Annotated in this window: 12 protein-coding genes; 4 read left to right on the top strand and 8 right to left on the bottom strand. The window is 60.3% G+C overall.

Annotated elements, in window-relative coordinates; genetic code table 11:
• Positions 1 to 37: 37 nt before the first annotated feature.
• Positions 38 to 559: a ribosome biogenesis factor YjgA gene (gene yjgA, locus KQP88_RS20295; protein WP_025261789.1), complete on the top strand. Its 522-nt coding sequence runs from the start codon at positions 38 to 40 to the stop codon at positions 557 to 559.
• Between the two features lie 45 nt (positions 560 to 604).
• Here the strand turns inward: yjgA and tldD are convergent, their stop codons facing one another.
• The 8 genes from tldD to mreB form a co-directional block, all read right to left on the bottom strand.
• Entirely contained in the window at positions 605 to 2044 is a 1440-nt protein-coding gene (tldD, locus tag KQP88_RS20300; RefSeq protein WP_200994632.1) for a metalloprotease TldD, read from the bottom strand.
• Positions 2045 to 2046: 2 nt separating this feature from the next.
• Positions 2047 to 2892 (bottom strand): carbon-nitrogen hydrolase family protein, encoded by an 846-nt coding sequence (locus KQP88_RS20305; RefSeq protein ID WP_216704017.1) that lies wholly within the window; start codon positions 2890 to 2892, stop codon positions 2047 to 2049.
• Between the two features lie 45 nt (positions 2893 to 2937).
• Positions 2938 to 6753: a YhdP family protein gene (locus tag KQP88_RS20310; protein WP_216704018.1), complete on the bottom strand. Its 3816-nt coding sequence runs from the start codon at positions 6751 to 6753 to the stop codon at positions 2938 to 2940.
• 171 nt (positions 6754 to 6924) lie between these two features.
• Positions 6925 to 8382: a ribonuclease G gene (gene rng / locus KQP88_RS20315; RefSeq protein ID WP_025261793.1), complete on the bottom strand. Its 1458-nt coding sequence runs from the start codon at positions 8380 to 8382 to the stop codon at positions 6925 to 6927.
• Entirely contained in the window at positions 8379 to 8978 is a 600-nt protein-coding gene (locus KQP88_RS20320; RefSeq protein ID WP_198723661.1) for a Maf family protein, read from the bottom strand. Before KQP88_RS20320 ends, rng begins: the two co-directional genes overlap by 4 nt.
• Positions 8979 to 9041: 63 nt before the next feature.
• On the bottom strand, positions 9042 to 9533 hold the full coding sequence (gene mreD / locus KQP88_RS20325) for a rod shape-determining protein MreD (RefSeq protein ID WP_198723660.1): 492 nt from the start codon (positions 9531 to 9533) through the stop codon (positions 9042 to 9044).
• Complete coding sequence (gene mreC, locus KQP88_RS20330) at positions 9526 to 10608, bottom strand: rod shape-determining protein MreC (RefSeq protein WP_407681842.1); 1083 nt, start codon at positions 10606 to 10608, stop codon at positions 9526 to 9528. Before mreC ends, mreD begins: the two co-directional genes overlap by 8 nt.
• Positions 10609 to 10835: 227 nt before the next feature.
• Positions 10836 to 11873, bottom strand: coding sequence for a rod shape-determining protein MreB (gene mreB, locus KQP88_RS20335; protein WP_002555108.1), 1038 nt, complete (start codon positions 11871 to 11873; stop codon positions 10836 to 10838).
• Between the two features lie 207 nt (positions 11874 to 12080).
• Here mreB and gatC point away from each other — a divergent pair, with 207 nt between their 5' ends.
• Genes gatC through gatB form a run of 3 tightly spaced genes read left to right on the top strand, consistent with a single transcriptional unit; the run spans position 12081 to position 15293 of the window.
• Positions 12081 to 12368, top strand: a complete 288-nt coding sequence (gatC, locus tag KQP88_RS20340) for an Asp-tRNA(Asn)/Glu-tRNA(Gln) amidotransferase subunit GatC (RefSeq protein WP_025261797.1) — start codon at positions 12081 to 12083, stop codon at positions 12366 to 12368.
• 14 nt (positions 12369 to 12382) lie between these two features.
• Entirely contained in the window at positions 12383 to 13834 is a 1452-nt protein-coding gene (gatA, locus tag KQP88_RS20345) for an Asp-tRNA(Asn)/Glu-tRNA(Gln) amidotransferase subunit GatA (RefSeq protein ID WP_216704019.1), read from the top strand.
• Positions 13835 to 13847: 13 nt separating this feature from the next.
• Positions 13848 to 15293 (top strand): Asp-tRNA(Asn)/Glu-tRNA(Gln) amidotransferase subunit GatB, encoded by a 1446-nt coding sequence (gatB, locus tag KQP88_RS20350; protein WP_216704020.1) that lies wholly within the window; start codon positions 13848 to 13850, stop codon positions 15291 to 15293.
• The last annotated feature ends 200 nt before the right edge of the window (positions 15294 to 15493 follow it).

Raw genomic sequence — 15493 nt, forward strand, 5'->3', positions numbered from 1 at the left:
TGGTTATCATGGCGGCGTTTATTTGCGGACGGCCCCCATGGTTGATTCTTACGACGACTCCCTCGACGGGGAGAAAAGCAAAAGCCAAGTAAAACGCGAGCTGCATGCTCTGGTTGATCTTGGCGAGCGACTGACGACATTCAAACCCGATGTACTGGCCAAGCTGCCTCTGACCGACGCCTTGCGCAAGGCTCTGGCGGATGCGCCAAAGCACACCGCGCACATTGCCCGCAAGCGCCACATCCAGTTCATCGGCAAGCTGATGCGCGATCAGGACCAGGAAGCCATTCTGGAATTGCTGGACCAACTCGATGCCTCCACTCGCCAGTACAACGAACGCTTCCACGCTCTGGAGCGCTGGCGTGATCGCTTGATCTCGGGCAACGACGACGACCTGGAAAAGTTCGTCATCGACTACCCGGATGCTGACCGCCAGCAACTGCGCTCATTGATCCGTCAGGCTCAACACGAAGTTGCACGCAACAAACCGCCGGCCACCAGCCGCAAAATCTTCAAATACATCCGTGATCTGGACGAGATTCAACGCGGTCTGCGTTGATCAAGACCCTGGGGCTGATCGCAAGCGGTCAGCCCCGTCACACCCTCACCCGCCAGTGCCACCGACCGTGATTGCATCGATCTTCAGAGTCGGCTGACCAACACCCACCGGTACTGACTGGCCATCCTTGCCACACACGCCCACACCGCTGTCGAGGGACATGTCGTTGCCGACCATCGACACTCGGCTCATGGCTTCCGGCCCGTTGCCGATCAGGGTCGCGCCCTTGACCGGAGCGGTGATCTTGCCGTCCTCGATCAGGTAGGCTTCGCTGGTGGAAAACACGAACTTGCCGCTGGTGATGTCGACCTGACCACCGCCCAGGTTGGCGCAATAAATACCTTTCTTCACCGAAGCGATGATTTCCTGTGGATCACTCTCGCCGCCCAGCATGTAGGTGTTGGTCATGCGCGGCATCGGCAGGTGGGCATAGGATTCGCGACGACCGTTGCCCGTGCGGGCGACGCCCATCAGACGAGCATTGAGCTTGTCCTGCATGTAGCCCTTGAGAATGCCGTTCTCGATCAGGGTCGTGCATTCGGTCGGCGTGCCTTCGTCGTCCACGCTCAGCGAACCGCGGCGCTCGGCCAGGGTTCCATCATCGACGATGGTGCAAAGGCTGGAGGCGACCTTTTCGCCAATCCGTCCGCTGTAGGCTGAACTGCCCTTGCGGTTGAAGTCGCCTTCCAGGCCATGCCCGACCGCCTCGTGCAGCAGTACGCCGGACCAACCGGAACCCAGCACTACAGGCAAGGTGCCCGCCGGAGCCGGAATCGCTTCAAGGTTGACCAGTGCCTGACGCAGCGCCTCGCGGGCATAGCCCATGGCGCGGTCTTCAGCGAGGAAATAACGGTAGTCGGTGCGTCCGCCGCCGCCATGACCGCCGCGCTCGCGACGACCGTTCTGCTCGACAATGACGCTGACATTGAAACGCACCAGCGGCCGCACATCGGAGGCGAGCGTGCCATCGGCGGCAGCCACCAGAACCTGCTCCCAGACGCCGGACATGCTCACCGACACCTTCTGGATACGCGGATCCAGAGCGCGGGTGGCAACATCGACTCTCTTGAGCAGTTCGACCTTTTCGGCACGGGTCAGCACTTCCAGCGGGTTATCCGGCGCATACAACCGGGCCACATCCTGAGAAGTGAATGCCTGGACCCGGCCATTCTGGCCTGCACGGGAAATCGAGCGAGCGGCGCGGGCCGCCGTGTTCAAGGCCTCCAGAGTGATCGCGTTGCTGTAGGCGAAACCGGTTTTCTCACCCGACTGCGCACGCACGCCGACACCCTGGTCAAGGTTGAAACTGCCTTCCTTGACGATGCCGTCCTCAAGAGACCAGGACTCAGAAATCATCCCCTGAAAGTAGAGGTCAGCCGCATCGATTCCCGGGCCGGCCAGCTCGCCCAGAACCGATTGCAGGCTGTCCAGAGTCAAGCCACCGGGCGCCAGAAGATGTTCGCTGACAGAGGACAAGCCACTCATATTCACTCCGAAGCAGGCCGCACGGCGTCCTGCGAAAAAAAGCGCCGGTGACTGGACACCGGCATCCGCGCCCGTATGGACGCCTGTTCTTCATTGTCCCGTTCAGCCAGCAGCACGGCTTCACCCTGTTCCTGCAGACTCAGCACACGACCCCATGGATCGACAATTGCCGCGTGCCCGTAAGTTTCCCGAGGCCCCGGATGAGTCCCACCCTGGGCGGCCGCCAGCAGATAACACTGGGTTTCGATGGCACGCGCCCTGATCAGGACGTCCCAATGCGCCGCGCCGGTCACTGCCGTGAAGGCCGACGGCGCGGTAATCAATTCAGCCCCGGCTTCGCGCAGGGCGGTGTAAAGCTCCGGGAAGCGCAGGTCGTAACAGACACTCAGGCCCAAACGGCCCACAGGGGTGTCGGCAACCACCACGTTATTCCCATGAGCATAGTCATCGGACTCACGATAGCGACCGCGATTGTCCGCGACGTCGACATCGAACAAGTGCAGCTTGTCATAGCGGGCCACCTGCTCGCCCTGCTCGTCCACCAGCAACGAACAGGCCGTGACCTTGCCCTCGGGCTGGTCATCGGGCGGCAGTGGCAATGTACCAGCGACAATCCATAACTTGAGGTCACGGGCAGCCAGTTTCAACCATGGCAGGATCGGGCCTTGTCCACGGGCCTCGGCGCGGCCGATATCGGCAACGTCACGACGCCCCATGGCGGCAAAGTTCTCGGGCAACACCGCAAGGCGCGCCCCGTTTTCGGCAGCTTGCTCCAACAGCCTGCGGGCCTGGGCAAGATTGCCCTGCACGTCGCTCTGGCTGACCATCTGAATCACGGCAAAAGACATGACACTTCCCTTAAATGGCCTGCCGCCACTGTACTCCATGACGCGCTATTGAGGTTTTTCAAAAGGCTTGTCGAACGTGATCTTCGGTTCTTTCCATGGCCCTTCGACCTTGTACTGCACGCTGGCAAAACGCGCAACGCGATCGCCCAGCAACTTGTCCACCAGAAACAGCGCACCACCAATGGCCGGAGCACCGACAATCAGCGCGGCAATCGGCAGGTTGTTGGTCACCGGCAAGGTCACCAGCAGCTTGGCATCGACCCGGTCACGCACCATGTCCAGCGTGCCGTTGAGTTCAAGGTTGCTCGACGGCCCCGTCAGGGTAATGGGCTTGCGCGTGACGTACACACCGTCACTGGCCACCAGCAAGCCTTTGACCCGATCGTAACTCAGGCCCTTGCCCAGCAGGTCGGAGAAGTCCAGGCGCAGACGACGGCCAATGGAGTTGAAGTTCAGCAAACCGAAGACGCGCAAGGCCTGAGCGCCGCCTTCCACTTCAACGAACTGGCCCTGACGCAATGTGGCGTCCAGGCTACCGGAGAAACGCTTGAGCCCGACCCAGGCAGGCGAGCCCGGCCAGCGGCCATCGGCGTCCATCTCGAAACTTTCGCTGGTGACCGTGGGCGCAAAACCCCAGGCCTTGAGGACGTCAGCCAGATTGTTGCCGCTGATCTGACCCTTGAACCAACTGCTGCTCGTGCCGGGCGCGCCTTCCCAACTGCCTTCGCCCTTGAGCAGCATGCCCTTGAGCTCAAGGTTCATGTCGGACAGGCGAATGCCAGTCGCCGAAGGCCTGATCTTCAAGGCCCAGCTCCCCAGCAATTGATCACCCTGGAACAACTGGGCAACCCTGATATCCGTCGCGGGAATCTTGCTTGGATCAACATCGGCCAGTGGATCAGGCGGATTTTCGACCACGGCGGCGTTTGGATCAGGAGCCGGCAGGCGCACATAAAGCAGATCGATGCCAATGGGCACGGATTTGCTGTCGGGCAACGTGGCCGAGCCCTTGACCAGAGCGCTGTCCAGAGAAAGCGCCCAGGCAGCGGGATTACGCTGCAACTGTACACGGGCCTGATCCAGAGTCGTGCCCATTGCCGTCAGCTTGCCGACCTGCAGGTCCACGCCACTGAGCAACTGTTTGGCGCTGCCGCCAGGATCGTTACCCGAATAGCGCTGTGCAATGGCTTGCCAGGGCGCCACATCCAGTTCCGACAGGTTGCCGCGTATGCGCAAGCCCTTGGCATCGGGAATCACAGCCTTACCCTGCCCCAGAAACAGCTCACCACGCCCTTCGGCAAGCTTGCCAGCCGGGGTGGCAAAAGCCAGATTCGCCAACCCGCCATAAGCTGCATCGAAGCGCCGCTCGGCTCCCTGCAGCGTCATGTGAAACTCACTGTCACGCTCTTCTTCGGCGGCCTTGCCGAACGGTGCCGGCAGATCGACCGTCACGCCCTTGAGCCCGGAATTGATGAGCAACGAGCTGTCGCCCTCGTTGAGGGTCAGTTGCAGTTGATAAGGCAAGTCGCCCGAGACCGGCAACGGCTGGGTGATGCCCAGCCATTCGGTGAGTTTTTTCAGTGCCACCTGCCCGCTGCCAGCGACACGCGTCACGTTGGCGCCAGGTTTGCCTTCGGCAAAGACTTCGGCCGTCACCGGGCGATCAAACACCTGGGCACGAATCCCCTTGCCGCTTACACCCTTGGCACTGTCGAAGCGGAAATCGCCTTTGAGCTGGGTAAGCTCCAGCACCGGATCGGCAATCTTCAGGCGTGCGCCTTCAGTACTGAAATCCACCGCGACCTTGGGCTCAACTCCCTTGGCCAGCGGGATATCCAGCTTCAGCTTGCCCTTGAGCGGCCCTTCGCCCTGCCAGCCCGCAAAGGTCTTGCCGGTGCCGATGGGCGCTTCCTGGAGAATCTTCATACCGTCGGCCACAGTGCCGGCAAACTCGCCATCCACCAGCAGATGACTCGGCTGCCCGGCCGGGACATGGGGAATGTTCACCATGACTTTGCTGACCTGGGTATTGAGCAATTGCCCTTTACTGGCCTTGACCCTCACGCCGCTGTTTTCCACATAGACCTGACCATCGACGCCCTTGAGCGATGGCCAGCCCGGCTGGAAGTCCAGAGTGGCGTCATGCACATCGAAAAACAGGCTGATGACCCGGGCCGTATCCGGCGAGCCATGGTTCAGCGAACCCTGATACTGGAAATAACCCTGATTGACCGCACCGCCCACTACCGCCGTGCGCAACCACTTGTCCAGCTCCGGGCTCAGCACGGCGGGCAGGTACTTGCCGGTATAGCGGCCGTCGCCATCGACCATGCCGACCCGCAGGTCCATGTAGTCTTCCTGATCGTGGTTGAAATGCAGACGGATCAGGAAGTCGGCTGCAATCTTGCCCTCTTGCCCCAACACCTTGATATACGGTGCGATGAGGGTGAAACCCTGATCGTCCAGCTTCCAGGTCAGGCGTGCGTTGGCTTTCAGGTAATGCCAGGGGTTCTTGAAGATCGGGTCCAGGTGCAGCATGAAGTCATCGGTGGCCAGACGCAGTTCGCCCTGCCCCAGATCACCGCTGATGGCGCCACTGACGTTTCCGGCTGCCGGAGCGCCGTGATAGGCATTGAAACCCACCTTGTCCAGATTGGCAGCAAAGCTCAGACGCTTGTCGCCCACCGCCTGAGGCCGGTAATCGAGCAGCACATTGCGCAAGCCACCGGTGGCCTTGAGATTGTTGAGCGCCGTGCGAAAACCTTCCGGCAACGGCGCGACGGAATCGAGCAGCGGCGTGACCGGTGTCAGGTCCAGCCTGTCGGCCTGCACATGCCAGAGTTCTTCCTGACCATCGGTGGCAGCTGTCTGGGTCAGCTTCAAACGGCTTTCCCAGCGATCCTTGCCCAGACTCATGGCCAGAGAATCCAGCGTCAGGTCAAAACCTGTATCGCTGCGCTGAAACCAGGCATTGAGGGCCAGATTGTCGATGACGGCGGGCTTGCGCTCGGCATAGCCTGTCTTGATCTGGGGTGCATTGAGGCGTGCGACACCGCTTTGAACAGTCCCCTTGCCCCAGCTCAGCCAGAACTCGCCACCGGTCTTGAGGGTGGAAACCTTCCATTCACGGGTGAGAGCCTTCGGCAGCCACTTGGCCCAGTCGCTCTGGGGCAGGCTCAGGTACAGATCGGCTTCGCCGTCCTTCCACTGGCTGGCCTGGATTCGCGAGCGCAGGTTCAGGCTCAGCGGCTGGCCGTCAGGAAGGGTCATGCGCGCATCGAGGCGCTGATGATAGCTGCCGGTGAGCAGAGTGAAGTTGACATAGGTAAGGGTCAGCGGCGATTCGTCGAAAGGCTGCAACGTCACCTGGCTGTCGAGCAGCGACAGGCGCGACACGATCTGCATCTGGTTGAGCAGCTTCTCGGGATCGAGAGGGGCGTCGTCCTGTACGGGCAGGCCCTGGACTGCCCAGGCTCCGTCCTTGTCCTGCTTGAGAATGACCTGCAGACCGCCGACCTCAAGATGGGCAATACGCACGTCACGGGCTTTCAGGCTGCCCGGGATATCGGGCAACACCGTGACCTGATCGAGACGCAAGGCACTGGAGCCCTCGCCCACCATCACATCATGGGCAACCAGCACCGGAGAAAAACCGCTCCAGCTTCCTTCCAGACTGCCGATGCTCAACGGCATGCCAAGGGCTGCACTGGCACGAGTCTCCACATCGACCCGGTACTCGGCGACCATGGGCATCAACTGACGCCCGAGACTTACATACAAGGCAGCCAGAATCAGCGCCAGCGCGCAAAGACCCAGCCCCCAGCGAGTCAGGGCGGAAAAGAAACGGGACAGACGCTCCATTCAGAGAGCCCTCCGCAATAAAGCCCGGCATTCAGCGTTGCTGAAGTGAACCTGGCTCAATACTGCAGGTGCGGCCCGGTACAGGTTTTGCTCATTTACCACGCATCATTCTCGTTATAAGGGCATACGGCTCGTCGTCGTGGGCATCAGGCTTTCACGACACGAGCAACTTCAGAGCAGCACCACGTCATATTGTTCCTGTGAATACATGGTTTCTACCTGAAAACGAATGGTGCGTCCGATAAAGCTCTCCAGTTCCGCCACATTGCCCGACTCTTCATCGAGCAGTCGGTCCACCACGCGCTGGTTGGCCAGTACCCGATAGCCCACCGCCTGATAGGCCCGGGCCTCGCGCAGGATCTCGCGGAAAATCTCGTAACAGATGGTTTCCGGGGTCTTGAGCTTGCCGCGCCCCTGACAGCAGTGGCAGGGCTCGCACAGCACTTGCTCCAGACTTTCACGGGTGCGCTTGCGGGTCATCTGCACCAGACCAAGCTCGGTGATACCGATGATGTTGGTCTTGGCGTGATCGCGCTCCAGCTGTTTCTCCAGGGTGCGCAGGACCTGACGCTGGTGTTCGCCATCCTCCATATCGATGAAGTCGATGATGATGATGCCGCCCAGATTGCGCAGACGCAGTTGCCGCGCAATGGCCGTCGCGGCCTCCAGGTTGGTCTTGAAGATGGTTTCTTCCAGATTGCGATGGCCGACGAACGCGCCGGTGTTGACGTCGATGGTGCTCATGGCCTCGGCAGGGTCGACCACCAGATAGCCACCCGACTTGAGCGGCACCTTGCGCTCCAGCGCCTTCTGGATTTCGTCTTCCACGCCGTACAGATCAAAGATCGGACGCTCACCGGGATAATGTTCCAGACGGTCGGCGATTTCCGGCATCAGCTCGGCCACGAACTGCGTGGTTTTCTGGAAGGTTTCCCGGGAGTCGATACGGATCTTCTCGATACGCGGGCTGACCAGATCGCGCAGTGTGCGCAGCGCCAGGCCAAGATCCTCGTAGATCACGTTGGGCGGGCTGATGGTCTTGATCTGCTCGCCGATCTGGTCCCACAGCCTGCGCAAATAGCGGATGTCCATGAGGATTTCGTCGGCGCCCGCACCTTCGGCGGCGGTACGCAGGATAAAACCGCCTGCTTCCTTGATACCTTCCAGTGCCACGCAATCGCTGACGACCTTCTTGAGTCGCTCGCGCTCGCCTTCGTCCTCGATCTTCAGGGAAATGCCCACGTGAGCCGTGCGCGGCATGTACACCAGATAGCGCGACGGAATCGACAGTTGCGTGGTCAGGCGTGCGCCCTTGCTGCCAATCGGGTCCTTGGTGACCTGCACGACCAGGCTCTGGCCTTCATGGACCAGAGAGCTGATGGTTTCCACTGCCGGCCCTTCACGCATGGAGATTTCCGACGCATGAATGAAGGCTGCGCGATCCAGACCGATATCGATGAATGCGGCCTGCATGCCGGGCAGCACACGCACCACCTTGCCTTTGTAGATATTGCCGACGATGCCGCGACGCTGGGTCCGCTCGACATGGACCTCCTGCAGGACACCGTTTTCCACCACTGCCACCCGCGACTCCATCGGGGTGATATTGATCAGAATCTCTTCACTCATGGCTTCTCACCTTCCAGGCATTGCCAACAGGGTATGCCGAAACTGCCCAGCAGTTCTGCGGTTTCGCACAGAGGTAGCCCAACGACTCCAGAATAGCTGCCATGCAGCTCTTCGACGAAAATCGCTGCAAGGCCTTGAACAGCATAACTGCCCGCCTTGTCCTGCGGCTCGCCGCTGGCCCAGTAGGTACGGGCTTCATGGGGTTCGATAGAGCGAAAGCGCACGCGGCTGGTCACGATGCGAGCCTCGCTGCGCTGGCGATCGACCAGCGCAATGGCAGTCAGCACCTGATGTTCACGCCCGGACAGCGCAGCCAGCATTGCCAGTGCATCGGCCTGATCCACCGGCTTGCCCAGAATGCGACCGTCAAGCACCACAGCGGTATCGGCACCCAGCACGCAAGCGTCTTCATCGCCCAGCAAGGCCAGACCGGCCGCGGCCTTGCCACGCGCCAGACGCTCGACATAGGCGGTTGGTGCTTCATCATTCAGAGGGGTTTCGTCGATTTGCGCACTCAGCGCAGTGAAAGGCACACCGATCTGAGTGAGCAGTTCACGCCGGCGCGGTGAGCCAGAGGCCAGATAGAGCAAGGGCATAAGGACATCTCCGTGTCTGTGACGATAAGCGCAGCACGACGCAGTCCTGCGCTCACGCTGCGCTTAGTTGATTTTCAAACGCTTGCTCAACCCACGCAGACCATAACTCACCCATGGCCACAACAAGGCGCTGACCAGTGCGGGCAGCACGAGCGCCAGCGTTGGCTGTCGATTGCCGTTCAAGGCGCTGATCCACAGCTGCACGAGCTGCGCCAGACCAAAGACCACCAGCAGCACCAGACATTGCTGCCACATGGGGAACATGCGCAGACGCTGCTGCAAGGACATGACCAGGAAGGCGATCAACGTCAGGATCAGCGCGTTCTGGCCCAGATAGTTGCCGTATAGCACGTCTTCCATCAAGCCCAGCAGCCAGGCCGTGGTCATGCCGACTTTATGCGGCAGGGCCAGCACCCAGAAACTCAGAAGCAACGCCAGCCACAGCGGACGAAAGATTTCCATGAACTGCGGCAGTGGCGAAATGCTCAGCAACAGGCCGATGGCGAAGGTGAGCCAGACAACCCAGCCATTGCGCCCGGAAACATGACTAACCATCGATTCGCTCCCGAGAGTTGGAAGGTACAGACGCCGGAGGCTGTGACATGGCAGGTCTTGCAGCAGGCCGCGCCGGGGCTTGCTGGGTTGCCGGAGCCGGGGTTGCAGCCGGAGCCGAAGTACCCTGGGCAGCCGGTCTGGCGTGAGTGGTGCTGGTCGGGAACGATGGAACCGTTGGCATCGGCACCATCGGGAAAGCCGGTGACAGCGGTGGAATCGTTGGCGCGACAGTCGGCTCAAGGCCTTTATCGATGGACTCCTGAGCCTGGGCCGCATCGGCAGCGCGCTCTTCCGGCGAACGGCCATCGGAGAACACCAGCAGCAGATAGCGGCTGCGGTTCAAGGCAGCAGTGGGAACGGCGCGCACAATGGCAAACGGCTGCCCGGAGTCATGAATGACTTCCTTGACGGTTGCTACCGGATAACCCGCCGGGAAGCGCTGACCAAGACCGGAACTGACCAGCAGATCGCCTTCCTTGATGTCAGCGGTATCCGCCACATGCCGCAATTCCAGACGCTCCGGGTTGCCGGTGCCGCTGGCAATGGCGCGCAGGCCATTGCGGTTGACCTGTACGGGAATGCTGTGAGTGGTGTCCGTCAGCAACAGGACACGCGAGGTGTAGGGCATCAGTTCGACCACCTGCCCCATCAGGCCACGGGCATCGAGCACCGGCTGGCCCAGGACAACGCCATCGCGCTCGCCCTTGTTGATGATGATGCGATGGGTGAAGGGGTTCGGGTCCATGCCGATCAGCTCGGCGACTTCGACCTTCTCGTTGACCAGTGCCGAGGAGTTGAGCAACTCGCGCAGGCGAACGTTCTGCTCGGTCAGTGCCGCCAGCTTTTGCAGGCGACCTTGCAGGAGCAGGGTTTCGGTCTTGAGTTTCTCATTTTCGGCGATCAGCTCGGTACGACTGCCGAACTGGCTGGCAACGCCCTGAAACATGCGCTGCGGCAGATCGACGATCCAGTAGGTCTGCATCAATACCAGCGACATCTGGCTGCGCACGGGCTTGAGGATCGTGAAGCGTGCGTCCACCACCATCAACGCGACCGACAGCACGACCAGTACCAGAAGACGTACGCCCAGCGATGGGCCTTTTGCGAAAAGCGGTTTAATAGGCCGCTCCTCCCGGGCATGCGATCAAAGGATCAAGCTTCAATTGGCTGTTATTCATGGGGTATGAACCGGCCTGGACAGATGGAAGAAATAGGCACCTTGTTTCGGCGTCAGCCTAACGCATACAGGTAGCACAAGCGCTACCTGCATACAAAAGACCCTATGAACAGCGCCCCGGCGAATTACTCGCTGGAGAGCAGATCCATGGTGTGCTTATCCATCATTTCCAGCGCACGGCCACCACCACGCGCCACACAGGTCAGCGGGTCTTCGGCGACGATGACCGGCAGACCGGTTTCCTGGGCCAGCAGCTTGTCCAGGTCACGCAGCAATGCGCCACCACCGGTCAGCACCAGACCGCGCTCGGCGATATCGGAAGCCAGCTCCGGCGGAGATTGCTCCAGAGCACTCTTGACGGCCTGAACGATAGTCGCCAGAGACTCCTGAAGGGCTTCGAGCACTTCATTGGAGTTGAGGGTGAAGGCACGTGGAACGCCTTCGGCCAGGTTACGGCCGCGCACGTCGACTTCACGAACTTCGCCGCCCGGATAGGCTGTGCCGATTTCCTGCTTGATGCGCTCTGCGGTGGATTCACCGATCAGGCTGCCGTAGTTGCGACGCACATAAGTGATGATCGCTTCGTCGAAGCGGTCGCCGCCGACACGTACGGATTCGGCATAGACCACGCCGTTGAGCGAGATCAGAGCGATTTCAGTGGTACCACCACCGATATCGACGACCATCGAACCACGGGCTTCTTCGACCGGCAGACCGGCACCGATGGCAGCGGCCATTGGCTCTTCGATCAGGAATACTTCACGGGCACCGGCGCCCAGAGCCGATTCGCGAATGGCGCGACGCTCGACCTGAGTGGATTTGCACGGCACGCAGATCAGCACACGAGGGCTGGGCTGCAGAAAGCTGTTTTCGTGAACCTTGTTGATGAAATACTGCAGCATCTTTTCGCACACGCTGAAATCGGCGATGACGCCGTCTTTCATTGGACGAATGGCTGCGATGTTGCCTGGAGTACGGCCCAGCATACGTTTGGCTTCTGTACCGACAGCCACGACACTCTTCTGGTTGCCATGAGTACGAATTGCAACTACAGAAGGTTCATTCAGAACGATACCGCGCTCACGCACGTAAATAAGGGTGTTGGCAGTGCCCAGGTCGATGGAAAGATCACTGGAAAACATGCCACGCAGTTTCTTGAACATGGGATATGGGACCCTAGGGAACGCGTGGGTAAAAAAGTGCGGCAAACTCTAACAACGACAGGGATTTTGGGCAAGGAGCCAATATGTTAAATTGGCGGTTTTCTGAACACACCCCGCGACATTAGCGGCTTTAAGACCGCATAAATGCGGTGGTGTTCCGCAATTTGCTGGCAGACCGATTCGCCGGCATTCCACTGGAGATACCCCATGGCGCTTGAACGCTCCGACGTGGAAAAGATCGCCCATCTGGCCCGACTGGGCCTGGATGACGCCGATATCCCGCGTACTACCGAAGCACTTAACAGCATTCTTGGGCTGGTCGATCAGATGCAAGCGGTCGATACCACAGGCATCGAACCTCTGGCTCACCCGCTGGAAGCTTCCCAGCGCCTGCGCGAAGACGCCGTTACAGAGCACAATCGTCGCGACACTTACCAAGCCATCGCACCAGCGGTCCAGGACGGGCTTTATCTGGTTCCGAAAGTCATCGAGTAAGGGAAAGAGCCTGCATGCATCAAATGACTCTGGCCGAGATCGCCCGCGGACTCGCCGATAAAAAGTTTTCTTCCGAAGAACTGACCCGTGTCCTGCTGGCGCGCATCGCGCAGCTCGACCCTCAGCTCAACAGCTTCATTACCCTCACCGAAGACCTGGCGATCACTCAGGCCCAGGCTGCCGACGCACGTCGCGCTGCCGGTGAGAACGGCGCGCTGCTGGGCGCACCTCTGGCGCACAAGGACCTGTTCTGCACCCAGGGCATCCGCACCAGTTGCGCCTCGCGCATGCTCGACAACTTCAAGGCTCCGTATGACGCAACAGTGGTTGCCCGACTGGCGGCCGCGGGCACCGTGACCCTTGGCAAGACCAACATGGACGAATTCGCCATGGGTTCGGCCAACGAGTCCAGCTACTACGGCGCAGTGAAAAACCCCTGGGCTCTGGAGCACGTTCCCGGTGGTTCGTCCGGCGGTTCAGCGGCTGCCGTTGCAGCACGCCTGCTGCCTGCGGCCACCGGCACCGACACCGGTGGCTCGATTCGCCAACCGGCCGCACTGACCAACCTGACCGGCCTGAAACCGACTTACGGTCGCGTTTCCCGCTGGGGCATGATCGCCTACGCGTCCAGCCTCGATCAGGCAGGCCCGATGGCCCGCACCGCCGAAGACTGCGCCCTGCTGCTGCAAGGCATGGCCGGTTTCGATCCACAGGACTCCACCAGCATCGATGAGCCTGTGCCGGATTACGCCGCCAGCCTCAACACCTCGATCAAGGGCCTGCGCATCGGTCTGCCGAAGGAATACTTCAGCGCCGGTCTCGACCCGCGCATCGCACAACTGGTGCACGAAAGCGTCAAGGAGCTGGAAAAGCTCGGCGCAATCGTCAAGGAAATCAGCCTGCCGAACAACCAGCACGCGATTCCTGCGTACTACGTCATCGCGCCAGCTGAAGCCTCGTCCAACCTGTCGCGCTTCGACGGCGTACGCTTCGGCTATCGCTGCGAAGAGCCAAAAGACCTGACCGACCTGTACAAGCGCTCCCGCGCAGAAGGCTTCGGCCCTGAAGTACAGCGCCGCATCATGGTCGGTGCCTACGCCCTGTCGGCTGGCTACTACGACGCCTATTACCTGCAAGCGCAGAAGATTCGTCGCCTGATCAAGAACGACTTCATGAACGCCTTCGCCGAAGTCGACGTGATTCTCGGCCCGACCACGCCAAACCCGGCCTGGAAAATCGGCGCCAAGAACAACGATCCGGTGTCTGCGTATCTGGAAGACTTCTACACCATCACCGCCAACCTCGCGGGTCTGCCAGGCCTGTCCATGCCTGCCGGCTTCGTCGACGGCCTGCCGGTGGGTGTTCAATTGCTTGCACCGTATTTCCAGGAAGGCCGTCTGTTGAATGTGGCCCATCAGTATCAGCAAGTCACTGACTGGCACACACGCACACCTGAAGGCTTCTGAGGAGCAACTTACTATGCAATGGGAAGTCGTCATCGGGCTGGAGATTCACACCCAGCTTTCGACCCAATCGAAGATTTTCTCCGGTAGCGCCACCACGTTCGGCTCCGAGCCCAACACTCAGGCCAGCCTTGTGGATCTGGGCATGCCGGGCGTGTTGCCGGTGCTCAACAAGGAAGCGGTACGCATGGCCGTCAAGTTCGGCCTGGCGGTCAACGCCGAAATCGGTCAGCACAACGTGTTCGCCCGCAAGAATTACTTCTACCCGGACCTGCCCAAGGGCTACCAGATCAGCCAGATGGAATTGCCGATCGTCGGCAAGGGCCACATGGACATCACCCTTGAAGACGGCACGGTCAAGCGCATCGGTATTACCCGCGCCCACCTGGAAGAAGATGCGGGCAAGAGCCTGCACGAAGACTACAGCGGCATGACCGGCATCGACCTGAACCGCGCCGGTACGCCGCTGCTGGAAATCGTTTCGGAACCGGACATGCGCAGCGCCAAGGAAGCCGTGGCTTACGTCAAGGCCATCCACGCGCTGGTTCGTTACCTGGGCATCTGCGACGGCAACATGGCCGAAGGCTCGCTGCGCTGCGACTGCAACGTGTCGATTCGTCCCAAGGGCCAGGCCGAGTTCGGTACCCGCTGCGAGATCAAGAACGTCAACTCGTTCCGCTTCATCGAGAAGGCGATCAACAGCGAGATCCAGCGCCAGATCGACCTGATCGAAGACGGTGGCAAGGTCATCCAGCAGACTCGCCTGTACGACCCGAACACCAACGAAACCCGCGCCATGCGCAGCAAGGAAGAAGCCAACGACTACCGTTACTTCCCCGACCCGGATCTGTTGCCGGTCGTCATCGAAGACTCGTTCCTCGACGAAACCCGCGCCACCCTGCCGGAATTGCCGCCACAGAAACGCGAGCGCTTCCAGAGCCAGTTCGGTCTGTCGGCCTACGATGCAAGCGTGCTGGCTTCCAGCCGCGAGCAGGCCGATTACTTCGAGCAGGTCGTGAGCATCGGCGGCGACGCCAAACTGGCGGCCAACTGGGTCATGGTCGAGCTGGGCAGCCTGCTGAACAAGCAAGGCCTGGAAATCGAAGAATCGCCAGTCAGCGCCGAGCAACTGGGCGGCATGCTCAAGCGCATCCTGGACAACACCATTTCCGGCAAGATCGCCAAGATGGTGTTCGAAGCCATGGCCAATGGTGAAGGCAGCGCCGACGAAGTCATCGAGAAACGTGGCCTGAAACAGGTTACTGACAGCGGTGCCATCGAATCGATGCTCGACGAAATGCTCGCCGCCAATGCCGAACAGGTCGAACAGTACCGCGCCGCAGACGAAGCCAAGCGCGGCAAGATGTTCGGTTTCTTCGTCGGACAGGCAATGAAAGCCTCCAAAGGCAAGGCCAACCCGCAGCAAGTGAACGAACTGCTGAAGGCCAAGCTCGAAGGCTGACCCAAGCCGTAGGGGTAATGCTGATCAGTTAAGGTCAATAAATAACTTTGTGGGAGGCAGCTTGCTGGCGACTTTGGCGTACGACGCAGAATATCTGCCAGTTTCAGGCCTTTTTCGCCAGCAAGCTGCCTCCCACACGTGTTGTTTTTGCCTTAACTGATAGGCATTAATTCACTCCCACATGGTTAAACAGGCATCAC

Origin of the sequence: Pseudomonas lijiangensis (assembly GCF_018968705.1) — a bacterium.
Taxonomy (GTDB): domain Bacteria; phylum Pseudomonadota; class Gammaproteobacteria; order Pseudomonadales; family Pseudomonadaceae; genus Aquipseudomonas; species Aquipseudomonas lijiangensis.